This window comes from Actinoallomurus rhizosphaericola, assembly GCF_024055675.1.
GTDB lineage: Bacteria > Actinomycetota > Actinomycetes > Streptosporangiales > Streptosporangiaceae > Actinoallomurus > Actinoallomurus soli.
In genome coordinates this window covers 55,595-81,851 of the sequence record NZ_JAMXMW010000010.1, presented here as the reverse complement: position 1 = coordinate 81,851, position 26,257 = coordinate 55,595, and the positions used below count along the sequence as shown (strand labels likewise).

The 26,257-nt window shown below is 71.0% G+C and carries 29 protein-coding genes; 20 read left to right on the top strand and 9 right to left on the bottom strand.

All coding sequences use genetic code 11. The features are described from left to right. Positions 1–118 precede the first annotated feature (118 nt). The 4 genes from NE234_RS22575 (at position 119) to NE234_RS22560 (ending at position 2,481) form a co-directional block, all read left to right on the top strand. Entirely contained in the window at positions 119–373 is a 255-nt protein-coding gene (locus NE234_RS22575) for a MoaD/ThiS family protein (protein WP_252782487.1), read from the top strand. 122 nt (positions 374–495) lie between these two features. Then, positions 496–1,200: an LmeA family phospholipid-binding protein gene (locus NE234_RS22570; protein ID WP_252782486.1), complete on the top strand. Its 705-nt coding sequence runs from the start codon at positions 496–498 to the stop codon at positions 1,198–1,200. 52 nt (positions 1,201–1,252) lie between these two features. After that, positions 1,253–1,759, top strand: coding sequence for a sigma-70 family RNA polymerase sigma factor (locus NE234_RS22565; protein ID WP_252782485.1), 507 nt, complete (start codon positions 1,253–1,255; stop codon positions 1,757–1,759). Next, entirely contained in the window at positions 1,756–2,481 is a 726-nt protein-coding gene (locus NE234_RS22560; protein WP_252782484.1) for an anti-sigma factor family protein, read from the top strand. The genes NE234_RS22565 and NE234_RS22560 overlap by 4 nt, the downstream gene beginning before the upstream one ends. Positions 2,482–2,568: 87 nt before the next feature. On the opposite strand, the gene NE234_RS22555 is transcribed toward NE234_RS22560, so the two are convergent. Further along, a complete protein-coding gene (locus NE234_RS22555) occupies positions 2,569–2,880 on the bottom strand; it encodes a TlpA family protein disulfide reductase (RefSeq protein WP_252782678.1) in 312 nt (103 codons plus the stop codon). A gap of 490 nt (positions 2,881–3,370) precedes the next feature. Between NE234_RS22555 and NE234_RS22550 the strand changes: the two genes are divergently transcribed. From NE234_RS22550 to NE234_RS22530, 5 genes are all read left to right on the top strand, one after another. After that, positions 3,371–3,793, top strand: coding sequence for a DUF4395 domain-containing protein (locus NE234_RS22550; RefSeq protein WP_252782483.1), 423 nt, complete (start codon positions 3,371–3,373; stop codon positions 3,791–3,793). 75 nt (positions 3,794–3,868) lie between these two features. Continuing rightward, entirely contained in the window at positions 3,869–4,708 is an 840-nt protein-coding gene (locus tag NE234_RS22545) for a sulfurtransferase (protein ID WP_252782482.1), read from the top strand. Between the two features lie 42 nt (positions 4,709–4,750). Continuing rightward, complete coding sequence (locus NE234_RS22540) at positions 4,751–5,059, top strand: DUF1416 domain-containing protein (RefSeq protein WP_252782481.1); 309 nt, start codon at positions 4,751–4,753, stop codon at positions 5,057–5,059. Between the two features lie 426 nt (positions 5,060–5,485). Beyond that, complete coding sequence (locus NE234_RS22535; protein ID WP_252782480.1) at positions 5,486–5,932, top strand: hypothetical protein; 447 nt, start codon at positions 5,486–5,488, stop codon at positions 5,930–5,932. Beyond that, a complete protein-coding gene (locus tag NE234_RS22530) occupies positions 5,929–6,342 on the top strand; it encodes an SMI1/KNR4 family protein (RefSeq protein ID WP_252782479.1) in 414 nt (137 codons plus the stop codon). The genes NE234_RS22535 and NE234_RS22530 overlap by 4 nt, the downstream gene beginning before the upstream one ends. A gap of 49 nt (positions 6,343–6,391) precedes the next feature. On the opposite strand, the gene NE234_RS22525 is transcribed toward NE234_RS22530, so the two are convergent. Continuing rightward, the gene (locus tag NE234_RS22525; RefSeq protein WP_252782478.1) at positions 6,392–6,769 is read right to left on the bottom strand and encodes an Mth938-like domain-containing protein; all 378 of its coding nucleotides are present in this window, start codon (positions 6,767–6,769) and stop codon (positions 6,392–6,394) included. 135 nt (positions 6,770–6,904) lie between these two features. Between NE234_RS22525 and NE234_RS22520 the strand changes: the two genes are divergently transcribed. From NE234_RS22520 to NE234_RS22495, 6 genes are all read left to right on the top strand, one after another. Further along, complete coding sequence (locus NE234_RS22520; protein WP_252782477.1) at positions 6,905–7,660, top strand: YbaB/EbfC family nucleoid-associated protein; 756 nt, start codon at positions 6,905–6,907, stop codon at positions 7,658–7,660. Between the two features lie 12 nt (positions 7,661–7,672). Continuing rightward, complete coding sequence (locus NE234_RS22515; RefSeq protein ID WP_252782476.1) at positions 7,673–7,996, top strand: hypothetical protein; 324 nt, start codon at positions 7,673–7,675, stop codon at positions 7,994–7,996. Between the two features lie 7 nt (positions 7,997–8,003). Then, positions 8,004–8,483, top strand: a complete 480-nt coding sequence (locus tag NE234_RS22510) for a hypothetical protein (protein WP_252782475.1) — start codon at positions 8,004–8,006, stop codon at positions 8,481–8,483. Positions 8,484–8,568: 85 nt separating this feature from the next. Further along, the gene (locus NE234_RS22505) at positions 8,569–12,243 is read left to right on the top strand and encodes a DUF6531 domain-containing protein (protein WP_252782474.1); all 3,675 of its coding nucleotides are present in this window, start codon (positions 8,569–8,571) and stop codon (positions 12,241–12,243) included. A gap of 8 nt (positions 12,244–12,251) precedes the next feature. Further along, positions 12,252–12,635: a hypothetical protein gene (locus tag NE234_RS22500; protein ID WP_252782473.1), complete on the top strand. Its 384-nt coding sequence runs from the start codon at positions 12,252–12,254 to the stop codon at positions 12,633–12,635. After that, on the top strand, positions 12,632–13,957 hold the full coding sequence (locus NE234_RS22495; protein ID WP_252782472.1) for a hypothetical protein: 1,326 nt from the start codon (positions 12,632–12,634) through the stop codon (positions 13,955–13,957). Before NE234_RS22500 ends, NE234_RS22495 begins: the two co-directional genes overlap by 4 nt. Here NE234_RS22495 and NE234_RS22490 read toward each other — a convergent pair. Genes NE234_RS22490 through NE234_RS22480 form a run of 3 tightly spaced genes read right to left on the bottom strand, consistent with a single transcriptional unit; the run spans position 13,851 to position 16,035 of the window. Beyond that, complete coding sequence (locus NE234_RS22490; protein WP_252782471.1) at positions 13,851–14,843, bottom strand: hypothetical protein; 993 nt, start codon at positions 14,841–14,843, stop codon at positions 13,851–13,853. The two genes, NE234_RS22495 and NE234_RS22490, sit on opposite strands and share 107 nt — an antisense overlap. Then, entirely contained in the window at positions 14,843–15,439 is a 597-nt protein-coding gene (locus NE234_RS22485) for a hypothetical protein (RefSeq protein ID WP_252782470.1), read from the bottom strand. The genes NE234_RS22490 and NE234_RS22485 overlap by 1 nt, the downstream gene beginning before the upstream one ends. Beyond that, positions 15,436–16,035, bottom strand: coding sequence for a hypothetical protein (locus tag NE234_RS22480; RefSeq protein ID WP_252782469.1), 600 nt, complete (start codon positions 16,033–16,035; stop codon positions 15,436–15,438). Before NE234_RS22480 ends, NE234_RS22485 begins: the two co-directional genes overlap by 4 nt. Before the next feature lie 180 nt (positions 16,036–16,215). On the opposite strand from NE234_RS22480, the gene NE234_RS22475 reads away from it, so the two are divergent. From NE234_RS22475 to NE234_RS22465, 3 genes are all read left to right on the top strand, one after another. Beyond that, positions 16,216–17,526, top strand: coding sequence for a S8 family serine peptidase (locus tag NE234_RS22475; RefSeq protein WP_252782468.1), 1,311 nt, complete (start codon positions 16,216–16,218; stop codon positions 17,524–17,526). 60 nt (positions 17,527–17,586) lie between these two features. Next, on the top strand, positions 17,587–18,015 hold the full coding sequence (locus NE234_RS22470; RefSeq protein ID WP_252782467.1) for a YbaB/EbfC family nucleoid-associated protein: 429 nt from the start codon (positions 17,587–17,589) through the stop codon (positions 18,013–18,015). A 190-nt stretch (positions 18,016–18,205) separates the two neighbouring features. Next, a complete protein-coding gene (locus NE234_RS22465) occupies positions 18,206–19,219 on the top strand; it encodes a WXG100-like domain-containing protein (RefSeq protein WP_252782466.1) in 1,014 nt (337 codons plus the stop codon). A gap of 93 nt (positions 19,220–19,312) precedes the next feature. On the opposite strand, the gene NE234_RS22460 is transcribed toward NE234_RS22465, so the two are convergent. Next, on the bottom strand, positions 19,313–19,654 hold the full coding sequence (locus NE234_RS22460; RefSeq protein ID WP_252782465.1) for a hypothetical protein: 342 nt from the start codon (positions 19,652–19,654) through the stop codon (positions 19,313–19,315). A gap of 16 nt (positions 19,655–19,670) precedes the next feature. On the opposite strand from NE234_RS22460, the gene NE234_RS22455 reads away from it, so the two are divergent. Together NE234_RS22455 and NE234_RS22450 are read left to right on the top strand one after the other, a co-directional pair. Further along, positions 19,671–20,078: a hypothetical protein gene (locus tag NE234_RS22455; RefSeq protein WP_252782464.1), complete on the top strand. Its 408-nt coding sequence runs from the start codon at positions 19,671–19,673 to the stop codon at positions 20,076–20,078. A gap of 36 nt (positions 20,079–20,114) precedes the next feature. Further along, positions 20,115–21,041 (top strand): hypothetical protein, encoded by a 927-nt coding sequence (locus NE234_RS22450; RefSeq protein WP_252782463.1) that lies wholly within the window; start codon positions 20,115–20,117, stop codon positions 21,039–21,041. A 22-nt stretch (positions 21,042–21,063) separates the two neighbouring features. On the opposite strand, the gene NE234_RS22445 is transcribed toward NE234_RS22450, so the two are convergent. From NE234_RS22445 to eccCa, 3 genes are all read right to left on the bottom strand, one after another. Beyond that, on the bottom strand, positions 21,064–21,432 hold the full coding sequence (locus tag NE234_RS22445; protein WP_252782462.1) for a YbaB/EbfC family nucleoid-associated protein: 369 nt from the start codon (positions 21,430–21,432) through the stop codon (positions 21,064–21,066). A gap of 44 nt (positions 21,433–21,476) precedes the next feature. Further along, positions 21,477–22,208: a hypothetical protein gene (locus tag NE234_RS22440; RefSeq protein ID WP_252782461.1), complete on the bottom strand. Its 732-nt coding sequence runs from the start codon at positions 22,206–22,208 to the stop codon at positions 21,477–21,479. A gap of 73 nt (positions 22,209–22,281) precedes the next feature. After that, complete coding sequence (eccCa, locus tag NE234_RS22435) at positions 22,282–26,187, bottom strand: type VII secretion protein EccCa (RefSeq protein WP_406567048.1); 3,906 nt, start codon at positions 26,185–26,187, stop codon at positions 22,282–22,284. Between the last annotated feature and the right edge of the window lie 70 nt (positions 26,188–26,257).

Genomic DNA, 26,257 nt, shown 5'->3' with positions numbered 1-26,257 from the left:
GGCCCAAAAAGACGTCGAGGACCCGAGGGCGACGCTGCCCGGATCCCTAATAGGCGAGGATATCGAACGAGGGAAAAGAGCTCACTACCCGAGTGGTGTAGACCACGGAAGGGGGACCATGGCCAAGGGCCTGATCAGGTACTGGGCCGCCGCGCGCGCGGCGGCCGGGACCACGGAGGAGCCCTATGACGCCGCGACGCTCGCGGAGGCCCTGACGGCCGCCGCGGCCGATCGGGGCGCGGAGTTCGGGCGCGTCCTGGCCCGGAGCTCGTTCCTGGTGGACGGCGCTCCGGTCGGCACGCGGGACCCCGGGGCGGTCGAACTGCCCGACGGCGGCACGGTCGAGGTGCTGCCGCCGTTCGCCGGCGGATGAGGGGCGCCGCGGCGGTGTGGTCCCGCCGGGCGACCCGGCGCCGGCCGATCTCAGCACACGGTGTGACCACGCCGGGGTGGCGCCATCGGTAAGGTGATCGCCTACCGCCGATCGGGGGAGACATGCGAAAAGCGTTCGTTATCTGCCTGATTCTGCTGATCGTCTTCGGCGGAATCGCCATCGCCGGCGACATCGTCGGGCGCAGGGTGGCGCAGAACGAGATCGCCAAGAACGTCGCCTCGCAGTACAGCCTCGACCACACTCCCGACGTGTCCATCAAGGGCTTCCCGTTCCTGACGCAGGCGATCGACGGCCGGTACGACGAGATCGACATCAATGTCGGGGACCTCACCCAGCAGGGGGTCCACCTCACCGACACGAAGGTCGCGCTCAAGGGCGTCACCGCGCCGATGTCCGACGCGATGCACGGCGACTCCTCCAAGATGGTCGCGGAGACCGCGACGTCCACGGCCACCGTCGGCTACGACGACGTGAACAAGTCCGCGCCGCGTGACATGAAGGTCTCGGCGGCAGGTTCCGACCTGCAGGTGCGCGGCCCGTACACCGTCCTGGGCATCACGCGGACCGTGACGGCCACGGTGTCCGTGCAGCCCTCCGGGCGCAGCGTCCGCGTCGTGCCGCAGTCGGTGAAGGCGGGCGGGACGACGGTGCCGCTGGGCCTGGTCCGCCAGGCGTTCAGCTTCACGATGTCCGTGAACGGCCTCCCGCTGAACACGCGGATCACCGACGTGAAGGTCGAGTCGGACGGCCTGCGTGTGTCGACCACCGCGCAGAACGTCAAACTGGACAGCCTCAACGTCCGCTGAACCCGGGCCGTAGGACGGTGAACCATCCGGCGCCCCGGTACGTGTCGAGGGTGTGGGACCCACTGCGGACGAGCGGCTGCTCCGCGCGCTGTACGCCGAGCACGGCGGCCCGCTCCTGGGATACGTCCTGCGGCTGACCGGCGACCGCCAGCAGGCCGAGGACATCGTCCAGGAGACGCTGCTGCGCGCCTGGCGTCATCCCGGCGCGCTGGTCGGCCGTCCCGTACGCCCCTGGCTGTTCACGGTCGCCCGCAACCTCGCCGTGGACGTCCACCGGTCGCGGCGGTCACGGCCGCCCGAGACCGGCGAGGCGGCGCTCGCCGCCCTGCCCGCGAGCGACGACATCGACCGCGCCCTCGAGTCGTGGACCGTCGCCGAGGCCCTCGCCGACCTCAGCGCCGAGCACCGCGCCGTACTGGTCGAGACGTACTACCGAGGGCGTTCGGTGGCGGAGACGGCGGCGGTGCTGGGCATACCGGCCGGGACGGTCAAGTCCCGCACCTACTACGCGCTGCGCGCGCTCAAACTGGCATTGGAAGAACGGGGGTTGGCGCCATGACGACGCATGCCCGATGCGCCGATCTCCGGGCGCTGCTCGGGGTGTACGTCCTCGGCGCGATCGATCCCGCGGAACGTGCCCTGGTCGACGATCACCTGGCCCACTGCCGCCGGTGCCGCGACGAGCTGGCCGGCCTGGCGGGCCTGCCCGCTCTGCTGGGCCGGGTGACCGAGGAGCAGATCACGCAGGTCGGCGCCCCGCCGCCGGAGCTGCTGGAGTCGGTGCTCGCCCGCGCCGCCGCCGAGCACCGGACGCGGAGCCACCGGAACCGCCGGTGGCTGGCGGTCGCGGCGGCCGCCGCCCTGGTGACGGGAGGGGCGGGAGTGGCCGTGGGGCACCACCTCGGAACGGCCCGGCCGGTCGCCGCGCCCACGGCCACCCCGACGCCGGGTCCGACGACGCCCGCACCGGGGTCGACGGCGAACGGGGTCACGACCGTTCAGGCCACGGACGCCGCCACCGGCATCAGCGCCCGGATCACCATGCAGGCCGAGAAGTGGGGGACCGCGTTCACGGTCCGTCTCAGCGGCGCCCCGGCGGAGACCCTCTGCCATCTGGTGGCCGTGGCCCGGGACGGCCGGCGTGACATCGCGGGCGGCTGGGCGGTGAAGTACGAGCGCTCCGCCGAGTTCGCCGGATCGTCCATGATCCCCAAGGACCGGATCACGGCGGTCGAGGTGCGTACCGTCGACGGCCGGCGGCTGCTCAGCATCCGGGTCTGAGAGGCCGCGGAAGACCGCCTCGCTGCGGCAGAAGGTCGCATCGCCTCGCGACCGCCCGCCTCACCGTGCCAGGAGGCCTCCGCCTTGTCAGGCGACCGCTTCGCCGAGGGCGGCGATGATGTCGGCCTTGCGGGGCAGTCCGGCGCCGCGGCGTACGATCCGGCCGGACGCGTCGAGCACGAGCACGGTCGGGGTGCGCAGGACGTTCAGCCGGCGTACGAGGTCGAGGTGCGCCTCCGCGTCGATCTCGACGTGGGTCACGCCCTCGACCATATCGGCCACCTCGCCCAGGACCCGCCGGGTCGCGCGGCACGGCGCGCAGAACGCCGAGGAGAACTGCACCAGGGTGGCCCGGTCACCGAGGTCGGCGCCGAGCTCGGCGGCGTCGAGACGTTCCACGTCACCATCCTTCCGCGCGCGCAGGGCGCCGTTCCGGTGCCGCCAGATCAGGCCGTACACCGTGGCCAGGAGGAGCGCCGCCACCGCGACGTAGATTCCGGTCATCACCGGTTCTCAAGGTACGCGCGGCGCCGCGCATTCCCGCGCCTCTCAGCGGCCCCGGTTTTCCCTCGGACCCCGATTCCGCACACCGGGCTTCCCGTAGTCCTCCGCCACCCGGCGCGCCCAGCGTTCCAAGATCCTTTTCTTGGGTGTTCGCGCAGGTCGGCGGCGTCCATGGGAGAGGGTTCACGTCTCGATGGCCGAGACAGGGTTTTACGTTGAGCGAGACGGCGCTTACCATCGTGTCCGTGCGTACCTGGACGGAGTTGCTGACGAAGCGACGGGCGGTCGACTTCTGCCGCGTCGCCACCGCGCTCTGTCCTGCGGCCTGAGGCATCTGAGCCCGTCCAGCCCGTCGCACCACCGCAGTCACCGGGAGCATCAGCCGATGCAGGTCGACCCACGGGGTCAGCGTTTCGGCGCGGCCCTCACCACCTTCGTCTTGGTCGTCGTTCTCGTGACCGGCAGTTGGTTGCTACTGGCGGCCCAGGCCGTCGTGTTCGTCGTCGGAGTCGTCTTCGGGCTCCGCAACGCCCCGTACGGCCTGATCTACCAGGCACTCGTCCGCCCCCGGCTCGGCGCTCCGCGCGAGTTCGAGCCGGAGGCGCCACCCCGCTTCGCACAGGGAGTGGGTGCGGCGTTCGCCCTCACGGGGGTGCTCGGATATGTCCTGAAGGTCCCTGCGGTGGGAATGACCGCGACGGCGTTCGCGCTGATCGCGGCGTTCCTCAACGCGGCCTTCGGGTTCTGCCTGGGATGTGAGGCTTATCTGCTGATCCGGCGGCTCGCTCCACGGCGGGCCGCACCGTAGGCCGGGTTCGTCCAGACCACGGCCATGCCACCAACACCCGAAGAAGATCCGCCGACTCCACAAGGAGGACCACGCATGAGCCGCTCCGACGTCCTGGTCGATGCCGACTGGGTGCAGGCTCACCTCGACGACCCGGGTGTCGTCCTCGTCGAGGTCGACGAGGACACCAGCGCCTACGAGAAGGGCCACATCCGTGGCGCCGTCCGTGTCGACTGGAAGACCGAACTGCAGGACCCGGTACGCCGCGACTTCGTGGACAAGACCGGGTTCGAGAACCTTCTCTCCGAGAAGGGCATCGCCAACGACGACCTCGTCATCCTGTACGGCGGCAACAACAACTGGTTCGCCGCGTACGCGTACTGGTACTTCAGGCTCTACGGCCACCAGAACGTCAAGCTGCTCGACGGCGGCCGTAAGAAGTGGGAGCTGGACTCCCGCGAGCTCGTCGAGGCCGTCCCGTCCCGCCCGAAGACCAACTACGTCGCCCAGGAGCAGGACCACACGATCCGCGCCTTCCGCGACGAGGTCGTCGAGGCGATCAGCACCAAGAACCTCGTGGACGTGCGCTCGCCCGACGAGTTCTCCGGCAAGCTCCTCGCTCCGGCGCACCTGCCGCAGGAGCAGGCGCAGCGGGGTGGCCACATCCCGACCGCGCGCAACATCCCGTGGTCGAAGGCCGCCAACGACGACGGCACCTTCAAGTCCGACGAGGAGCTGCGCAAGCTCTACGAGGACGCCGGCGTCGACCTGTCGAAGCCGACCATCGCCTACTGCCGCATCGGTGAGCGCTCGTCGCACACCTGGTTCGCCCTGCACGAGCTGCTGGGCCTGCCGGACGTGAAGAACTACGACGGCTCCTGGACCGAGTACGGCTCGCTCGTGGGCGTGCCGATCGAGCTCGGCGACGCCAAGTAGCCGCTCGCCGGCCCAAGACGCGCATCTCAGCAAGGAGGAACAATGAGCGACGGTTGCGGAGCTCCGACCCAGACGGCGAGCCTGCCGGCCACGGTCGATCTCGCGAACGAAGCGGTCATCCAGGGCACGGTCGTACGCGAGGGCACCCCGGTGTCCGGTGCGTACGCGCGCCTGCTCGACGCGACCGGTGAGTTCACCGGCGAGGTCGTCACCAGCGACGAGGGGGTCTTCCGGTTCTTCGCCGCGCCCGGCGACTGGACGATCCGCGTGCTCGCCCCGGGTGGCGTCAGCGTCGACTCGCAGGTGACCGCCCAGGTCGGCGAGATCGCCGCCCTTGAGGTCGCCATCTGACCTGACACGATCAACTGCCACGGGCACGGCCACCCCACCACGGGGGCCGTGCCCGTCGTGTTGCCGGGAGGCGCCGGCGCCTCGGGATCCGTACGCGGGGCGGCGGCGTCCGGTGGTCCGCATCGATTCCGCGGAGGAACCGGGTCGCGGCCCGACGCGTCGTTATTCTCCGGGTCGGGGATAAGTCAGGTTTGGAGGGCATGGTCGGTGGCGGCTGGTGGTGGCTTTCTCCGGGCGGTGCTGGGCTTCTTGCGGACGGCGGACCGGACCGCGGAATCCTCGGTCGCCAGAACCGCCGCCGGCAGGGTGGAGAACCAAGCGGTTCACCAGGTGCCGAGCCAGACGCTTCACCAGGTGCCGAGCCAGACGCTTCACGAATGGCAGACCCCAGTGGCTCACGAATGGCAGCATCAGGCGGCTCACGGAGTGCAGCCCCCGCCGGAGCCGCAGCTCAGGCCAGAGACGGCGAACTCCCTCTCGAACCTGGAGGACGCCGCGCTCCGGAACCCGGAGACGCTGCGCGATGTGCGTCCCGGTGACGCGTTCAGCGGTGTCTACCACCCGGCGTCGGGCCGCTTCATGTCGTTCCGCAGCGTCGACGATCCCGCGGCCATGGACGCCCCGGTCAACGCCGTCAACCGGTACGGCGGCCACGGGGAGATCGAGGACAAGATGGTGGGCCTCATCGGGGGCCGCGATGATAAGAAGGTCGCCTTCACGATGTTCGCGGAGGACGACGGATTCGCCGTCGGCTGGCGCTCACGGTCGGTCAACCAGTACTACCACGGCACGATCGCGGCGCCGGAGGAGTATCGCGCTGCGGTGATGGACGCGATCTCGCAGGCGACCGGAAGAAGGGTGTGGTCACGATGACCGAGACCGACGGCGTCCCGCTCTCCGTCGAGGGGCTGCTGCTGCCTCGCCGGCTGGTCCTCCTGCTGAGCGGCGGCCGGTGGACGGCTCCCGACGACGCGGTCCTGCGCAGAGTGTTCCCCGAGCCCGCGGACTTCCCGTCGTTCTACGGCGCGGCGAGCATCGTCGGCGTCAACCGCGGGTGGCATTCCGAGAGCCGCGCGGCCTACGTCTGCCGGCCCGATCCCGCGAACCCGCCCGGGGACATCGATCCGGCGCGCTCGTTGCTGATCGGGGAGCTGGGCCCCGACCAGATGTTCGCCCTGGACTATCGGCGCCCGGGGTCTCCCGCAGTGGTCTACCTCGCCGAGCCGGGCTGGGTCGAGGTCGCGCCCGACTTCGACGCGTTCGCCGACCGCCTCGGGCTGTGACGGCGATCCAGCCGGTCGAGTTCGGGCTGTGAGGGCGGGTGCCGGCGGTCTAGCAGGTCGAGTGGAACAGCCCGCCGACCGGAACGGTCTCGGCCAGCCGGTTGTAGAGGGCGACCGCCTCGGTGGTCTCCGCCATGTGGACCGCGACGCCCTTGTCCTCCAGGTGGCGAACGGTCTCCGCGGGCACCTGGAGGCGGCACTCCATGCCCCGGCTCAGGACCACCGCCTCGCAGCCGTGTTCGAGCAGCTCCGCGACGTCGGCGGGCTGGATGCCCGGCACATGGTGCGTTCCCGTCTCGGCCCAGTCCCAGGGCCGTCCGCCCGCCGGCCAGAGTTTGTAGTCGCGCGCCTCTCCGAGCCCGTCCACCCAGATGCGCCCCCACGTGACCTTCGTGATGAACGGCGATGTGATCTTCGGCGGGTTCATGGCGACCTTTCGAGCCGGGCGTGACTGCTGACCTCCAGCTTCGTCGCGGGTCCCTCGCGACGGCAACCCGCGCCTTGACCGACTCTAGAATGTCGTCGGTCATCAATGTGTCGTTCGTCCGCCGGGGGAGTCGACGTGTCCGAGTCAGTGAACGCAGCCTCCGGGAGGGAGGCGGATCGGGGCGTCGGTGAGGCGGAGGACGGGCGCGTGCGCGCGGTCGTGACCCACGGCAGGATGATCTCCCTGGACGTCGAGCCCCGGCTGCTGCGTTCATCCCCGGAGAAGCTGGCGGACCACCTGACCGAGGCGGTCAACGCCGCGTTCGCCGACCTCCTGGCCGCCGGAGCGGTGCCGCAGGTCGACCCGCGCGCGCTCGCCCGCCAGCTTCGCGGCCTGCGCGACGACCTGAGCGCGGGGATGGCGGAGTCGACCGCGTCCGTCCAGCGCAGCATCGAGGGTCTGCGGGGCGACGCGGTGGTGCCGTCCAGCGTCCCGACCATGGACTTCGCCGGCATGTTCGACCAGCTGATCGACGTCCTGGAGACCATCGGCGGCGTTCCCGACGAGGACACGGAGGAGCTGCGCGGGCAGGGCGCCGTGCCGGGACGGATCTCGGTGACGTGCGCCGCGGGCCCGCGCCTGGTCGAGATGGACCTTCGGGAGCGGGCCATGCGCTCGACCCCCGACCTGGCCGATGCCGTCACGACCGCGGTGAACGCCGCGCTGGACGACCTGGCGGACAAGCTCCGCCGCCGGCGGGAGGAGGCCGGCGCCGACTCCGAGAGGATCACCGGCCGGATCGCGGAACTTCGTGAGCTCGGAGTGGCACGCCTGGACGCTTACGTGCGTCAAATGACCGACTTCATGGCCGGCATCCGGCCGCTCGACTGATCAGGAGGGGCGATGAGCAACGAGCTCTACGTTGACCGCGATCAGCTGCGACGCTCCGCGCAGGGCATGGCTGACGTTCACCAGCGGTTGCAGGAGGAGCATCGGCGGTTCGTCGCCAGGCTCGCCTCGTACGGCCGGCCCTGGGGGAACAACAACGGCCTCAGTCAGGCGATCGACAGCGTCGCCCCGGTCGTGCAGGACGCCTGCACCTCCTGCCACGAGGAGAACCACGCCGCGTGGGCCGACTACCCGGCGGGGCTCCAGGTGCACGCCGCCACGCACGGTGCCGCGGAGCAGGCGGCCACCGAGCTGAGCGACCAGTACCGCCAGGTGTGATGCGCTGATGGACATCCAGCTTCCCTCCTATCTCCTGCCCATCGAGCTGTTCCTCGGCAAGCCCCTCAACAACGGCAAGGTCGATGACTGCCATCGGATGGGGGACGACTGCGAGCAGTACGCAGCGACGAACAAGGGGATCCTGGCCGAGGGCCAGGACCACAAGACCCGTGCCGTCGCCACCGGCCAGGGTGACGACATCGCCGCCTTCCACCAGAAGTTCGAGGACCCTCAGGGAGCACATCGCAACCTGGTGGACGCCTCGACCGGCACGCACGTCATGGGCACGGGTCTCAAGGTGGCGGGCAACATCATCCTCGCCCACAAGGGCGTGACCCTCTTCCAGTACGGCCTCACCGCCGCTGCGCTGGCCGAGGCGGCCCTCACCGGCGGGTTCGGCGCCATGGCCGCGCCGATGATCAGGCAGGCCGCCAACAAGGCGATCGACTACGCGACCAACCAGGCGGCGTACCAGGTCCTCGGCTGACGGCACGGCGCGGCGCCGTCCCGGACGGCGCTCGGGGCCGGTGTCGCGCGGTACGAGGTGGTGACGTCATGTTCGGAGGGTTCGAGTGAGCGCGGGATCGCGGGCGGTCGGGAAGACCGTCATGAAGGTGGCCGGCGGGCGGCTCTTCCCGATCGGCGCCTTCCTGCGCAGCCCGGCCTCGCGCGCCCTCGTCACCGCGGCGCGTTCGAGCGGCCGCGCGGTGCGGGGGTCGCTCCGGGCGGGCGCCGAGGCCTCGGGGCGGGCGCGGGCGTTCCTCGCGCGGGTCCTGACCAAGGACCCGATCGACGTCGCGAGCGGCGAGGTGGTGCTGCGGCAGGTCGACGCGGAGTTCCCCGGCGTGCTGCCGCTGGTTCTCGAACGCACGCACCTGTCCTCCTACCGCGCCGGCTCGCTGTTCGGACCATCGTGGGCGTCCACGCTGGACCAGCGGATCGAGATCGACTCCGAGGGCGTGTGCTTCGCGGCGGAGGACGGGATGGTGCTGACCTTCCCGGCTCCGGCGCCCGGCACGCCGGTGCGGCCGGAGCGCGGCCCCCTGCGAACGCTCGCGGTCACGCCCGGCGGCGAGTACACCGTGACCGACCCCCTCACCGGCCGTACGGCGCACTTCCCCGCGCGGGGGCCGTACGGGACCGTGCCGATCACCGCGATCACCGACCGCAACGGCAACCGGATCGACTTCGAACGGGACGAGGCCGGGATCCTGCGGACGGTCCGGCACTCGGGCGGGTACACCGTCGACGTCGAGGTCGACGCGGGGCGCGTCCGCGCCCTGCGGCTGCGGACGGGGGACGGCCCGGACGCCGATCCGGTACTGGTCCGCTTCGGCTACGACGAGCAGGGGCGGCTGACCGAGGTCGTCAACTCCTCGGGCGAGCCGCTCCGCTTCTCCTACGACGCGCAGGGGCGGCTGACCGAGTGGATCGACCGCAACGGCGCCTGGTACCGCTACGCCTATGACGCCGAGGGCCGTGGCGTCCGGGGTGAGGGCCGGGACGGCTTCCTGAACGTCGCCCTCGCCTACGACGTGGCCGGCCGGACCACGACGGTGACCGACTCGCTGGGCGAGCGGACGGTGTACCACCTCAACGAGGCGGGCCAGGTCGTCGCCGAGGTCGATCCGCTGGGGCGGGTGACCCGGTCGGAGTGGGACCGGAACGATCGGCTCCTGTCCCGCACGGACCCGCTGGGCCGTACGACGCGGTACCGCTACGACGAGGCCGGGAACCTCACCGAGGTCGTCCGTCCCGACGGCAACCGCACCCGCGCCGTCTACGACGCGTCCGGCCGGCCGACGGAGGTCACCGAGGCCGACGGCGCGGTCTGGCGGTACGCCTACGACGGGCGCGCCAACCTCGTCGCCGCGACCGATCCGCTGGGCGCGACGACCCGGTACACCCACGACGAGCACGGCTGCCTCGCCACGGTGACCGACCCGATGGGCGGCGTCACGCGGATCACCGGCAACGCCGCCGGCCTGCCGGTCGAGATCACGGACCCGATGGGCGGCACCACGCGGTACGCCCACGATCCCTTCGGCCGGGTCTCGGCGATCACCGATCCGCTCGGCGGCGTCACCCGCCTCACGTGGACGCCGGAGGGCAGGCCGGCCTCACGGACCCTGCCCGGCGGCGCGACCGAGACCTGGAGCTACGACGCCGAGGGCAACCTCGCCCGGCACGTCGACGCCCTGGGGAACGTCACGCGGTTCGAGTCGACGTTCGACCACACGACCGCGCGGACCGATCCCGACGGCGGGCGCCTGGAGTTCGCCTACGACACGGAGCTGCGGCTGTCCGCCGTGACCAACGAGCAGGGTCTCGTCTGGCGCTATGAGTACGACCCTGCCGGCGACCTCGTGGCCGAGACCGACTTCAACGGCCGCGAGCTCCGGTACGCCCACGACGCCGCCGGGCAGCTCGTGACCCGGGTCACCGCGCTGGGCGAGACGACCCGGTACGTCCGTGACCTCCTCGGCAACGTCACCGAACGACGGGGCCCCCGGGCCACCGCGACCTTCGCCTACGACCTGGCCGGACGGCTCGTCCGGGCGGTCAATCCCGACGCCGACGTCCGCTTCGAGCGGGACCGGATGGGCCGGATCACCGCCGAGGTGTGCAACGGCCGCACGCTGTGGTCGCAGTACGACGCCGCGGGGCGCCGCGTCCGCAGGCGCACGCCGTCCGGGACCGAGAGCCTCTGGAGCTACGACCGGGCGGGCCGGCCGGTCGCCGTACGGACCGCCGAGCGGGTCCTTCGGTTCGCCTACGACGCGGCCGGGCGGGAGACTCGGCGCTACATCGGCGACGGCGCCCTGCTCGAACAGCGGTGGGACGCCGATCACCGCCTGAGCGCGCAGACCCTGTGGGGCGCTCCGCGGACCGTCGCGGGCAGGCCGGCGGAACCCGTCGGGGCGGCCGGACCCGCAGGAGTGGGCGAGCCGCGTCTCCTGCAGCACCGCGCGTACGCCTATCGTGCCGACGGCCACCTCACCGACGTGTCCGACCGCCTTCTGGGCCACCGCCGGTTCGACGTGGGCGCGACCGGCCGGGTCACCGCGGTGCGCGCGGACACCTGGAACGAGCGTTACGCCTACGACGCGTCCGGCAACCTCACGGAGGCGGGCTGGCCCACGTCGCCGGACCAGGCGGAGGCGGGCGGAGACGCGGTCGGCGGGCGGGAGTACGCCGGGACGCTCCTGCGCCGGGCGGGGAACATCCGGTACGAGTACGACGCGGAGGGGCGTGTCGTCGCCCGCCGGCACAAGCGGCCGTCCGCCAAGCCGCTCACCTGGCGCTACACCTGGGATTCGGAGGATCGGCTCGTCGCCGTCACGACCCCGGAGGGCGCGGAGTGGCGGTATCTCTACGACGCCCTCGGCCGGCGCGTCGGCAAGCGGCGCGTCGGGCCGGACGGGCGGACGGTCGTCGAGGAGACCGCCTTCGTCTGGGACGGCACGGTCCTCGCCGAGCAGGCGGACGGCGTCCGGCGGCCCTCAGGCGCCACGGACGTCCGGACGACGGTCTGGGAGCACCTGCCCGGCGACCACCGGCCGATCATCCAGGCGGCGCGTACGTGGGCGGCCGAGGCGCCGCAGCGATGGATCGACGAGCAGTTCCACGCCATCGTCACCGACCTCGCCGGCACGCCGACGGAACTCGTCGCCCCGGACGGCGAGGTGGCCTGGCACGCGCGCGCCACGCTCTGGGGGATGGGCGGGCCGGAGCCGCATGACGCGGTGACCTGTCCGCTGCGGTTCGCGGGCCAGTACCACGACCGGGAGACGGGGCTCGCCTACAACTACTTCCGCCACTACGACCCGGCCAACGCGCGCTACCTGACGAGCGACCCGCTGGGCCTGGCCGCCGCCCCGAACCCCTACGCCTACGTCGCCAACCCGGCCCGCTGGATCGATCCCCACGGGCTGATGCCCTACCCGGCGCACAGCGTCCGAGGGCTGCCGCGGAGCCTGGACAAGGTCACGACCGGGCCCGGCGACTGCAAGACGGTCGCCGAGAAGATCCAGCGCAGCCTCGGGGCCGGGGAGGTGCGCCGGTTCGACGCCGCCCCGTACCCGGTCATGGGTCCGTATCGTGGGCAGCACTCGGAATGGAGCCACCACTACGCCGTGATCCACGAAGGGCGCGCGTACGACGCGTTCACGCCGCGCGAGGGCGTGCCCATCGACGAGTACAAGCAGTTCTTCGAGTACAACGACGTGATCAACTTCGGTTTCTAGGGGACGTAATGGAGTTCCGGCTCGATGAGCTGCTGTCGGCCGTCCGGTCCAGGCCGCAGATGTTCCACCTCAGTGGGTCCTACGACGGCTATGTCGCGTTCCTGACCGGGGTGGACCTGGGTAACGCCGGTGGGGTGCTCCGGGGTTTCACCGAGTGGCTGAGCGTCCGCTGGGGACACCCGACCAGCCTCGGCTGGCCCGCGCTGGTGCGCCGGATCGCGCTCGGCGTCGGCGCGGACGAGGAGCTCCCGCCGACACAGTCCCCGGAGGAGGAACGCCGGGCCGTCGAGGCGCTGTTCCGGCTGCTGGAGGAGTACCTCGAACAGCGCCGGAGCCCGCTCGCCCTCGCCCGGATGTACCGGGAGTACGCCGCGCTCCACGGAGAAGCATGACCAGGCCGTCCGGCCACCGTGCCGCGCCCCGGCGGCCGGCGTCGGGGCCCGCGTCCTCCGTGTCCCCGCTGACGCTGCCGTGGAGGACGCTGCGCCTGGCCGGGCGCTTCGCCGTTCCGCTGGCGCTGTGGTACACGGTGGGACAGACGCTGCGGTACGCCCTCTTCTACGCCGGTTACCGGTTCGTCCACAACCCGGTCGTGCCGATCATCGTGCTGGGCCTCATCGTGGTCGTGACCGTCGCGACGACGGTCGCGATGGTGCACTGCGTCAAGGACGGCCTGCCCACGATCAAGAAGCGGGACCTCGACGAGTCCCTCGCCTCCTGGACGGCGGACGAGGACGAGGGGATCGCGCGCGCCATCGGACGCGCGGTCTTCCCCTTCATGATCTTCTACCTGGCGTGGGGATGGTTCGGCAAGGACGCCCAGGCGTTCGCGCAGTCCGCGGCGGACCGGGGATATGCGCAAGGTGGCCTGGGCAGCCAGCTCGACGCCATGAAGATGCTCATGCTCCTCCAGAACCACCTCTACATCGCGATCGCGGCGACCGTCGTCTTCTTCGTCCTGAAGGACGTCTCCGAACGCTTCCTCTCCCCTCGCCTGGCCGGCTTCGGCGGCCTCCTCGTCGCGTTCTGCGAGGTCAACTGGACCCTGTTCGGCATCTTCACCGTCGACCAGGTCCGCGGCGACGTCGTCGGCTGGATCACCGGCCGGCAGGTGTGGGGCTGGCTCGGCTCGGCGCTCGGCCAGGTCTTCGCGGTCTGGCCGTACTTCAAGGACGGCGTGCTCGCGAGCCTGATCTGGCTGGTCATCGCGGGCCTGATCCTGGGAGTCGACGCGGAGGACGAGGAGAAGATCATCGGTGAGCACCGGGTCATGCGCGGGGTGGCCCGCGCGAGCGGCATCTACCAGCCGCACACCCCCCGCGAGGTGCTGACCCGCGAGCTCCGCGAGAAGTGGCTGCCGGCGGTCTACGGGTTCCGGCTGGTGTTCCGGGCCGGCGGCCTGTCGTTCGCCGTCTTCTGCGTGCTGTACGCCGCGCTCGATCCGCTCGGGGACCTGGCGAAGCGCGGCGTGTACCGGCTGCTCGGCCCGCACCCGGTGCCGTGGTGGAACATCCGGCTGGACTCGATCGGCCTCGGCGTCGGCCTGGTCCAGGAGGTGCTGCGCGTCTGCCTCCTGGCCGCGGCCTTCGAACTCGTCGTGGCGCGGGTCAGTGCGCGAACCGCACCCAGTCGCCCGGCCCCGGCTGCAGCGCCGGGGCTGCTCGCAGCTCCAGCACGGCCGCCGCGACGACCTGCTGCGGAACCACCGCGGTGACCTTGACCTGGGCGGCCCGGCCCACGACCGGCTTGGCCGCCCCCAGGTCGTCCTCGCCGGCGCTCCACTGGTGGCCCTTGCCGTCGCGGACGCGGAACGTGAGGTTGAACGGCTCGGCCTGCTTCACCCCCTGAGCGTCCAGCGGCCGTACCTCCAGCAGCAACACCAGGGAGACGGCGCCGGATGCGGTGGGCCGGCCGGTGGACGGGACGCGGCCCAGCAGGCGCCATTGCATGTGGTCGATGGTCACCGTCGCTCCGCGCGGCACGGTGCTGATCCGTTCGCGGTTGGCGTTCTGGTGGCGGTCGTCCGTCACCTGCGTGACGATCAGCGCCGGAAGCAGGATCGCCAGGGCGACGGCCTCGGCCGTCCGCCGGCCCCGGGGGCCGAGCCGTCGCCGCGGGGCGCGCCGCGGCCGGTCGGAGCGGGTCTCCTCCAGCGGATCGGGCGCCTCGCCCGGCCCGTACGGCCCCGGACCCCCGTCCGCGGGCCCGTACGGCCGAACGGGCGATCCATACGGCCCCGCGCCCTGGCCCGGCGCCCCGTACGGCGAGGCCGGCGACGCGTACGGCGTGCCCTGCGTCGACGGCCCGTCGGGGGAGCCGGGCGGCCCGTACGGCGTGCCCTGCGCCGACGGCCCGTACGGGGAGCCGGGCGGCCCGTACGGTTCCGTGCCCCCGGTGGGCGGCCCGTACCGGCCTGCGGTCTCGGAAGGCGGCCCGTAGGAGGTCGTGCCCTCGGCCGGTGGTCCGTAGGGGCCTGTGCCCTCGGGCGGCCGTCCGTAGGCGGGCGTGCCCTCGGGCGGCGGTCCGTAGGAAGGCGGCCGGCCCTGCGGGTCCGGAGCGCCGGGTGGCCGGCCGTCCGGCGGAAGTCGGTGGTCCGGCATCAGGCGTCCCTGAGCTTGTAGTCGTCCGTGGGATGGGCGAGCAGCCGGTCGGCCGAACCGGTGTCGAGACCCAGGTCGACGTCGGCCTCGGCCGAGAGCTGGTTCAGTGAGTCCGACTGGCCGACGATCAGATGCGCGCCCTTCAGCTGGTCCTTCGGGATCTCGAAGACGTACGAGGCGTTGCCCCAGAGCATCGGCTCGAAGATTCCCTCGTTCTTCGTCAGGAGACCGTCGCGGCCGCTCTCGGCGTAGTGCAGCCCGGAGTGCGTCGTCAGGCGCACGTGCCCGAGGCCGACCGGTCTCTGGTTGCTCCGCACCGAGAGGTACACGACGACGAAGATGCCGGATGTCGTGATCCGCTCGTTCTTCTTCGGATCGACGATGTCGGTGTGCGTCACGATGGAGCGGGCGACGTCGACGCGGTCGACCCGTACGCTGAACACCCGGTTGCTCACGATCTTCCCGGCGCGGCCGCCGTTCGGAATCGGGTCCTGCAGCCGGGCCTCGAGGTGCGGCGCGACGTGGGTCAGCCACATGGAGACGCCCAGCAGTGCGGCCGCGACCAGGCCGGCGACGACCCGTCTCAGGACCGTCATGATCCCCCCGCCTGTACGGAGACCCCGACCTTGGCGGCGTACGAGGAGTCCTTGCCCGCGTACCAGTAGTACGCGGAGTCGAAGAAGCCGTGCTTGTAGACCCACTGCCGCAGGGCGACGGTCACCGTCGTCGGCGCCGAGGTCTCCGGGATCTTCCAGACCGCCCGCACCTCGATCGGCAGCCGGGGGTGGATCTCGGACGTCTTCTGCCCGCCGATCAGGCCGGTGGTGAGCTCGTTGTCCGCCGCGACGTACGATCCGGGCTTCGGCTCGGCCATCACGCCTTCGAGGAACTCGAAGACCGAGTGCGACCGGACGTCCTTCACGGCGACGCGCATCCGTACGGCGAGGACCTTCGTCCGCCCGCCCCCGAAGGCGTTCTTGTCGTGGCCGGTTCGCGCGTCGAGGACGTCGACCGTGAACAGTCCCTGGTCGAAGGTCTTGCCCGGGCCGCCCTTCGCGGGGGCGTGCGACTGGGCCCGCAGGCCGCCGAACACCGCGACCACCGCGATGACCAGCCCGAACGCCCCCAGGGTCGCCGCGGTGACGCGGAGCCTCGGGCGTGTTCGGTCACCCGGCGGCGGGGGAGCTGACATGGGCAAATCGTAACGTTCGGTGCTATTCATCGCTGGCGAGCGCTGACGTTCCTTCCTTTACCGCATTGTTCCGGCGCGGTAATGGTCCGGGGGACGACTGATTCGGCCTCGTATCGGACGGTCGCGGGCGGACTGCGGTTCAGGTAGGTTTTCGCGCTGGAAACGTCGGATGGGGTTCGCATGAGCGCTGTGAAGTCAGGGGGGCTCGCCGTCGCCGGGGCCCTGGCCATCGCGTCGCTCACTGTCGTTCCGGCCGCTCTGGCCGTGGACAAACCGACTCCGCACCCCACGAGGAAGACCACGTCGCCGCGGCCGACGGTCACCAAGTCGATCACGGTCACCGCCAAGCCGACGACGCCGAAGCCGTCGCCGACCCCGAAGCCGGTGGTGACCTGTAATCCCACCCTCGGCCTGCCCGCGATCAAGACCGCGGGCTGGGGCCAGCAGCGACTCGACTTCACCCGGGCGTGGAAGCAGACGCAGGGCGCCGGCGTCTCCGTCGCGGTCGTCGACAGCGGAGTCGACGCCCGGTACGCCCAGCTCTCCGGGCGGGTGACCTCGGCCGACGTGACCCAGACCGTGCCCGGCGACTGCGTCGGTCACGGCACCGCCGTCGCGGGGATCATCGCGGCCAAGGACCTGCGCGCGCAGAACATCCCGTTCGTCGGCGTCGCCCCCGCCGCGCACGTCATCTCGGTCAAGTTCACCAATCAGGCACAGATCCAAGGGGCGGACCCGAACCTCCCCAAGGCCATCCGCAGGGCCGTGGACCTCGGCGCCGAGGTCATCAACGTCTCGGTTCAGGCGCCGGACACGATCGCGCTCCACACCGCCGTCCAGTACGCCCTGTCCCACGACGTCGTCGTCGTCGCGTCGGCCGGAAACGTCACCGACGAGCAGAAGGGAACGGTGGGGCCGGCGTACCCCGCCGAGTACCCCGGAGTCGTCAGTGTCGGCTCGCTCGATTCGGACGGCTCGATCGCCGACAGCTCCAACACCGTCACGAGGGTCAGCGTGAGCGCCCCGGGCAAGGACGTGATCAGCACGTGGCCGGGCGGATTCCGCCAGGACCTGGAGGGCACCAGTTACGCCGCCGCCTACGTCTCCGGCACGGCGGCGCTCGTCCGCGCGTACCACCCGGATCTCAGCCAGCAGCAGGTCAAGGCCCGCATCGAGGCCACGGCGGACGGGTCCGTCGGCACCGGCTCCGGTGCGGGCATGGTCGATCCCGTGCAGGCGGTGACGGCCATCCTCCCCTCGGAGGGTCGGGCCTCCGCCTCGCACGTGCCGGCGGTACAGCCCAAGCCGGTCCGGGTGGCCTACCGGCGGCCCCGGGACGAACGGACCCGCTCCCTCGCGATGACGCTCGCCGGAGGCGCCCTGGTGGCCTGTGCGCTGGTCGTCGCGGGCGGTGTTCTCATCCCGATGGGCCGGCGGCGCAAATGGCGACCCGGACGGCGGACCACTCCGCGTACCGAACAGGACACTTAGTCACAAACGCCCTTACAGCCGCTAAGGTGAACACCTGGTGAACCATCACTAGGAGCGTGAATGACGTCGACGTTCGGCGACCCCCGTGAGTCGATCGAAAGCCTGCTCGCCACCGTCACCGAGCAGAACGAGAAGCTGGCGGAGATGCAGCGCACCATGGCGGACATGCGCGGCAAGGGCGAGGGCGCGGACGGACGCGTAAAAGTGGAGGTCGCGCACAACGGCGCTCTCGTGGGGCTGACGATCGACCCCCGCGCCATGCGCCTCGGCTCGGGGCAGCTCGCCGAGGAGATCCTCACCGCGGCGAGGGAAGCGGCCAAGGACATCTCCGCGCGCGCCGAGGAGATGATGCGGCCGCTGATCACCGAGCTGATGCAGGGATCCGGGCGGCTGGGCGACGCCGCCGCGGGCTCCTCCTTCGGCGGCTCGGACGTCGAGCAGGTGCTGGCCGCGCTCAAGGAGGCCCGCAAGACGATGGGCATCGAGTGATTCCGCGTACGGCGGCGGGTTGACGCGCCGATCGTTCCTCTTTTTTCGTCCTCGTTAATTCCTCATTTCGGCCGGAGATGCCGGCTCGGCGTCCGGTTACCCTCGAGTAAGTCCGTCCTGGTGCGACGCTTCGGGAGAAGCTCATGCGACGTTTCCTGCCTGCTTCGACGACGTCCGAGCGAGGCTTTTGATGGCGTTGAAGCTCGGCGGCCTCATGGGGTTCGCCGCGGCGGGCGACCTTCTCTTCAGGCTGGCCACGGTCAAGATGCCCGACGGCGATCCGGGCGCCTGTCATCAGGCGGCCGACCATTGGCGCGGGGTCGCCCAGCGCGTCAAGTCCTCCGAGACCGCGATCAGGAGCATTCGCGCGCTGATGCGGGACGCGAACATCGGCCCCGCCGCCGAGGGATTCGACGCATTCTGCACCGAGAAACTGGTGCCCTATCTCGAACGGTTGTCCGGTGGCATCGCGGAGATCGGCGACCACTGTGACACCTACGGGAACGAGCTGAACAAGCACGTCAAGGCGCTGCGGCTCCTCGAGGCGAGCATGGTGGCCAACGTCGCGTTCTGCGTCTGGTACGGCTGGGCGACGGGCGGCGCGGGCTTCCTGGCGACCGAGGCCACCATCGCCCGGCTGGTGTTCCAGGCACGGCTCGAAGACGCCCTCTGGCGGGCGTTCATCCGGGCGTTCGTCGAGGCGCTCTCCCACCAGCTCATCGAACGCATGCTCTGGTACGCCGCCATCGACTCGGTCATGTGGGCGGCCATGCAGCAGGAGCTTCAGTACGTCTTTCTCGTCGGCGGAGCGAAGGTCCTCGGGATCGACGACACGACGATGACCGACGTCGCCGGCTTCGACCCGGCCGACCTGAAGACCAACCTGACCCAGGCCGGGCAGGCGTTCGTGGCGAACGCGGTGTTCGACCTGACGATGGAGGGCGCGGGGCGCCAGCCGTACGGCAAGTACTTCGACCGGGGCAATCCCGCGTGGCGCGGCTCCGCGGCGTGGAAGCCCGCCCTGGCCGGATTCGCGGGGCGGATGAGCGGCTCGCTCGCCTACAGCGTGGCGATGGACGCGCAGACGGGCGACTGGAGCAACTTCACCGACTCCGACAAGCTCTGGACAATGATGTTCGAGAAGTCCCTCATTCACGGCACTCGAATCGGCGTCCACCCCGCGCAGGTCAAGACGGCCGGCTGACCCCGTCCGCGCGCGTGCGGGACCGGCGCGCAGGCGAGCGGCCGCCAGGGCGATCCCCGGCGGCCGTGCCGTGTTCTCAGCGGCGGGGGCGCGTCAGCCGCCCGGGCGTGACGTGAGGGGATCGGCCGGATCTCCGGTCGGGATCGTGAGCGCCCATTCCGTGGCCTGCCCGGTCGCGGCCATGCCGTCCAGGCGTTCGGCGACTCCGGCCTTGTCGCTGCCGGGTGGGGCCGGCAAGGGGGCGGGATTCTCGACCGGCGGTTCGAGCAGGTCCTTCGGATCGTGCGCGCGGGTGCTGAAGATGCTCGCCAGCGCGTTGATCATCGCGGTCGCGTTCTGCGCGGCCTTCGCGTAGCCCTCTTTGAAATGCCTGGCCGAGTCGTCGGTGCCGATGAAGTCGCCCAGGCCGGCGAGCTGATTGAAGTGGTTCCGCACGTCGTCGACGAGGTCGATGGACTCATTGCGGAACCTGCCCGCGCATGTCCGGAGATTGTCGAAGTCGCCGCGCGCCCTGCCGGAGGTCGGCGGTGTCGACGAGGCGGGCGGCGTCGACCCGGGGCGCGGTGCGGTCGAGCGCCCGGTCCCGATCGTCGGGTACGAGGCGGAGGGCGCCGGGCCGTTCGTGGTGGGAGACGGCCGGGGCGATCCGGTCGGCGAATGCGACGGTGCGGCGGTGGGGGACGGCGAGGGTGAGGGTGCGGGGGTGGGGGAGGGCGTCGCCGTCGGCGAGGGTGGCTCGCTCGGTGACGACGAGGCGGTCGGTGACGGCGAATCGGTGGGCGCCATACGACCTCCGGAGTCTGTTGTTAACACACTTTTTACAATTTGTTCCGGCCCAATATTGGGGGCCGCCACATAGTAATGCTCTGACCTATTTCCTACCACTATGGTAGGTTTGGGCGTTGTGACACTGAACCTGACGCGCCCGCAGGGCTTCGCCATCGGAGGTGCTTATTCCTCCGCATTCGTCGGTCTGATGCTGTTGGTGCAGTTGCCGGAGGGGGACCCGGAGAAGATCCGGGAGGCGGCGCAGATCTGGAGGCGGATCGGTGGTCGTGTCGACGAAGGCCTGAGTCAGGTTCAGGGAGCCGCCCGGGCGGCGCTGACCGTGAACGGCGGTCACGCGATCGATGAGTACCGGAAATTCTGGAACGAGGACCTGGCGCCGTACCCGCCGCAGGTCGCCGCCTACGCGACGAAACTCGCCAAGGCGATGGACGACTATGCCGCGCATCTGGACCGGACGCGGAAGACGCTCTGGGAGATGGCCATCATCTCGTGGGCCGAGTCCCTGATGTTCGGCGTCTGGGCCGAGCTCGGCGGCACGTACATGTGGATCCTGCGGCGGGCTGCGCGGCGGATCCAGGCCAAGGCGGTCCTCAGGCTGCTGGAGTACGTCCTGGGCAGCACGCTCTACGCCGTGGCCGACGAGGGCATCACCGACCTCGTGAAGCTGGCGTGGGATGACGACCAAGGCCCGGTGAGCGAGCACCTGGAGCGGATGGGGAAGAACTTCCTGGCCGCGATGGCCTTCTACAGCATGGATCCGGCGAATCCGGGGTTCAAGCAGTTCGACAGGGCCGTCTTCCAGAAGAAGGTGATGGGCCCCGGCGGCGATCCGGAATGGGTGGTGCGCAACAAGGTCGTCCAGAAGTACTTCTGGTACGTCTTCGGGTCCAGCGTGTTCACGACGACCTCGAACTTCGAGAACGATCCGGGCGCGCTCATCGATGACCCGGCCGGCCTGCTGCCCACCTGGCAGCAGATGATCGGCAAGTTCGGCGTCGCCACGGCTCAGCAGGGCAAGGGCTGGCGCCGGTAGGCCGGGAGGTCGATCCGAGGGGTCACGCGAGCCCGTCGAGGAAGCGGTCGGCCTCCTCGATGAAGGGGGCCATCCCTTCGCCCATCAGCTCGGCCAGTCGCGTCGTGGCGTCCTCGACGGCCTTCCCGGAGGCCTCGAGGATCGCAGCCGACAGCGCCTGCCGGTCCAGGCGCAGCGCTCGCGGACCGAACTCCACGCCGGTCAGCACGCCGGCCGCGGTGACCTCGACCGTGACCTGGCCGCCGGCGGCCTCGCCCTTTCCGCGGAGCTCGGCCATCTCCTGCCGCAGGGCGCGCAGCGGCTCCATCTCGGACTCGAAGTCCGTGAGGATCCGCCGCATCCCCGCGTCGAGATGCGGGGCGGACGGGTCCTCGGGGTCGGGCATGGTCATATTGTCTACTTTACCGGTCGAGAATTGTGCAGGTGGATCGGCGCTCAGGGTGTCAGCGTGCCGTCGGACGCGGAGAACTCGGGGCCGTCACCGACCTTGGGCAGGGCGATCGTGCCGGCCCACTCGGCGTCCCGCATGTTGGCGGCCATGTTCGTCAGGTTCGTCGAGACCTGCGCGTAGACGGTGGACAGAGCGCCGACGTAGCCGACCGCGTTGGCCACCGCCCGGTCGTATCCGCTGCGGAACTTCTTGCCGATGTCGTCTCCGCCGACGAAGTCACCGAGGTCGGCGATCGCGATCAGCAGGTTGTTCACGTCCACGGGCAGGTCGACGGCCTCGTGCCCGAAACCCGACGCGGCTCTCGGCAGGCTTCCCTGCTCATCCCCGCCCCAGTGCACCCTCGTACGGCCGTCCGGCCCGGAGTCGCCTCCGGACGCTCCGCCGCCGGACCGCGAGCCGGGGATGTGCGGGGTGGGCGTATAGATCGTCGGCGAGTGGCCGTAAGGCCCCGGCGACGGCCGATCCGACGGACGCGAGGTCGGCGACGCCGACGGCGACGAGGACGCCGGAGGCTGTGACGTCGGCGGCTGGGAGGTCGGGGGCTGCGAGGTGGGCGGCGCGGACGTCGGGGGTCGCGTCGTCGGCGGCTGCGAGGTGGGCGGCTGTGACGTCGGCGGCGCGGTGTCGGTCGGGGACGGGGTCGCCGTGGGCGTGTCCGTCGGTGCCGCCGTCGTCGTGGGGGCGGTGGACGGAGACGGCGTGCCGGGGTCGGTCACGTGATCTCCTTTCAGTGCTCACCGTGACAACGGTCGTTCGTGATCTTTCGGGACAGCGAAGCCGGCCTCGCGTCTATTCCGTCTCCGCACCGAGGAACGCGGTCTGGATGAGCCGGGTGCCCGTACGCCGCTCGACGAAGTAGCCACGGCCGGGCGGAAGCGCCCGGGGGCGGACGTCGCCGAACAGCACGCCCTCGTCCCGGTTACCGGACATCACCAGCGCCGGGCTGGCCATCTCCTTGATCCGCTGGATCACCGGGTCGTACAGCGCACGGCTCGCGCCGCCCATCGCCCGGCCGATGATCACATGCAGGCCGATGTCGCGGGCCTGCGGCAGCAGGTCGACGAGGGGCATGAGCGGGTTGTTCGACGTGGCGACCAGGTCGTAGTCGTCGACGATCAGGTAGAGGTCCGAACCGTGCCACCACGACCGCGTCCGCAGCTGCTCCGGGGTCAGGTCCGGCGTCGGCAGGCGGGCGACCAGCGCCTCGTGCACGTCCTGGATCATCGGGCCGGCGGCCGTGCTCGACGCCGCGTACCCGATCCGGTGCTCGGTGTCGGCGGTGTCGAGCAGCGCGCGCCGGTAGTCGATGAAGATGACCCGCGCCTCCTGCGGGGTGTGGCGGGCGACGACGCCCTCGGCGATCATCCGCAGGAGGTTCGACTTGCCCGACTCGGTGTCGCCGACGACGACGAAGTGCGCGTCGGCCTCGAAGTCGAGCATGACGGGCGAGAGCGTGTCCTCGTCGATCCCGATCGGGATCCGCCGTCCGGTGTCGGCGATCGACGGAAGCTCGGCGACGGGGAGCACGTCGGGCAGCAGCCGTACCTTCGGTGCGGCCGGCCCGTGCCAGGCCGCGGAGATCGTCTCGACGAGCGAGCGGACGCCGTCCGAGAGGTCGTCGGCGGACTGGTGCCCGTCGATGCGCGGGAGCGCGGTCAGGAAGTGCAGGCCGTCGCGGGTGAGACCGCGTCCGGGGCTGTCCTGGGGGACGTTCGCGGCGAGCTTGCGGTTGACCTCGGACTCGTACGGGTCACCGAGCCGCAGCTCCACCCGGGTGCCGAACAGGTCCCGGATGTTCATGCGGTACTCCGACCACTTGTTGGTCGAGGTCACGATGTGGATGCCGAAGCCCAGGCCGCGGGCGGCCAGGTCGGTGATGGTGCCCTCGACCGACTCGAACTCCTGCCGGAGCAGGAGCCAGTTGTCGATGACGAGGAAGACGTCGCCGAAGCCGTCACCGGGGACCTTGCCCTCGGCCCGCAGCCGGCGGTACGTCGCCATCGAGTCGATGCCGCGTTCGGTGAACTCGCGTTCGCGCTGCGTCAGCAGGGTGGAGATCTCGGCCACCGTACGCCGGACCCGGTCACCGTCGAGGCGCGAGGCCACGCCGCCCACGTGCGGGAGTCCCGCCAGGGAGGTCAGGGTTCCGCCGCCGAGGTCGAGGCAGTAGAACTGCACCTCCTGCGGCGTGTGGAGGAGCGCCATCGAGGTGATGAGCGTCCGCAGCACCGTCGACTTGCCGCTCTGCGGGCCGCCGACCACGGCGACGTGCCCACCGGCGCCGCTGAGGTCCAGCCACATCGGGTCGCGCCGCTGGTCGAAGGGACGGTCGACGATGCCGACGGGAGCGTGGAGCCGGCCCCGCCCGTCCCAGCCCGGGGTCGTGAAACCGTGTTCCGGCGTGGGCCGCAGCTCCGGGAGCAGGTGGTCGAGCGTCGCCGGGTCGTCCAGCGGCGGCAGCCAGATCTGGTGGGCGGGCGGGCCCTGCGCCGCGAGCTGCCGGACGACGATGTCGAAGAGGCTGTCGTCACCGGTCGACTCCCCGGTGTGCTGCGTCTTCTCCGCCTCCGGCTCCCTGATGACCTGAGGCTCGAGGTAGTCGGGGAGGTACGGGACGATCTGCTGCGCGAAGCGGGGCCCGGAGTCCTTGCCCGCCTCGTCGGGCTTGTAGGCGCCCGAGACGTACGCGGCCTTGAACCGCGTCATGCCCGTCGTGTCGAACTTCAGGTAGCCGTTGCCCGGCTGGGACGGCAGCTCGTACGCGTCGGGGACGCCCAGCACCACGCGGCTCTCCATCGCGGAGAACGTCCGCAGGCCGATGCGGTACGACAGGTGGGTGTCGAGGCCGCGCAGCTTGCCCTCTTCGAGGCGCTGCGAGGCGAGGAGCAGGTGCACGCCGAGGGACCGGCCGAGACGGCCGATCATGACGAAGAGCTCGGCGAACTCCGGCTTCGCGGACAGCAGCTCGGAGAACTCGTCGAGGACGACGAACAACGTCGGCATGGGCGGGATCTGCGCCCCGCGCTCCCGCGCGGCCTCGTAGTCGCGCAGTGAGGCGTAGTTCCCCGCGGCGCGCAGGAACTCCTGGCGCCGGACCATCTCGCCGTGCAGCGCGTCGTACATGCGGTCGACGAGCGGGAGCTCGTCCTCCAGGTTGGTGATGATGGCGGAGACGTGCTGCAGCGACTCCATCCCCAGGAACGTCGCGCCGCCCTTGAAGTCGACGAGGACGAAGTTGAGCACCTCGGAGGAGTGGGTGACGGCGAGGCCGAGCACGAGCGTCCGCAGCAGCTCCGACTTGCCCGAACCGGTCGCGCCGATCACCAGGCCGTGCGGGCCCATGCCGCCCTGCGCGGACTCCTTGATGTCCATCTCGACCGGGCGGCCGTCGCCGTCCACGCCGATCGGCACCCGGAGCCGGTTGCGCGGCGGCCGGGGACGCCACAGCACCGAGGTGTCGATTCTCGTCGGGTCGTGCAGACCGAGGAGGGAGGTCAGGGTGAGGTTCGCGGCCAGGGCGCTCTGCTCGGGCTCGCTGGCGCTGCTGGTCCGGAGCGGGCAGAGCTGCCGGGCCAGCCCCTCCATGGCCGGGATGCCGAAGAAGTCCGGCTTTCCCAGCCGGGAGGCGACGTCCTTGCCCGTACGGTCGGTCCTGAGCATCTGCAGCGACTCGGACGTCACTTGCAGGCGGAGCATGGTCGCCTCGGAGGTCGGCGTCACCGATCCGCTGAGGTCGATGACGGTCACCCCGTCGATGCCGTCCGCGCTGATCTGGCTGTCGACGCTGACCATGCCGCCGTCGATCACGACGACGTGGTACGGCAGGTCGTCCGCGGAGATGCCGGGCGTGAAACGCGGCCGGTTCTTCAGGTCCGCGCCGAGCATCTCCTCCAGCTCGGACAGGGACTTCGTCATCAGGCGCACGGGCCCGGCGGCGTCCGTACGGTCCGGGTGCATCGCGTGCGGGAGCCACTTCAGCCAGTCCCACAGCGGCATCCGCTCCGGGGAGGCGCAGACGCAGATCCGCAGGTCGTCGGGGGAGTGGAAGGAGGCGACCTGGGCCAGGAGGGCCCGGACCATGCCGCGGACCGCCTCGGGGTCGCCCATCGGGACGATGCGCGCGAAGGAGGACAGGGACACCGCGATCGGCAGGCTCGGGACGTTGGAGTGCGCGCGGATGAAACGGCGCAGCGCCCCGGCCGTCATCGGCTCCAGGTCCTCGACCGGCTTGGTCTCCGGCGGGATCAGCTGCACCGCGAGCCGCTGGGGTCCGCTGCCGATGCGGACGTTGCCGAAGTCACCGTCGGACGCCCGGCGCTCCCACAGCCGGGCGCTCATGACCAGGGACCACAGGGACTCGGGGGCCGGGCTGTTCCATTCCAGGGCCTCGCGCTGCTGCGCGGCCGCCCGGCGTACCTTGCGGCGTACCTGATCGAGGTAGCGGAAGTAGTCGCGGCGGGCGCCGTTGAGGCGCTGTTTGCGGTCTCCGCTGCCGCGCCCGATCTGGCCGAGCATCATCCCGAACATGGACAGCGAGAACATCCCGCTGGACACATAGCTGATGGGACTCGCGCCCGGAGTCACGACCATGAACACCATGGCGCCCGCGCCCGCGAGCATCGGCAGAAATGTCAGAACCTGCTGGAACCCGGCGGACGCGGTCTCCGGCACCTCCGGTGGCGATTCGAGGAGCACCTCGCCTCGCGGCATTTCCGGCGGCGGCCGGCGTTCCTGCCTCCGGACGATGACCGTCCCCAACGGAGTA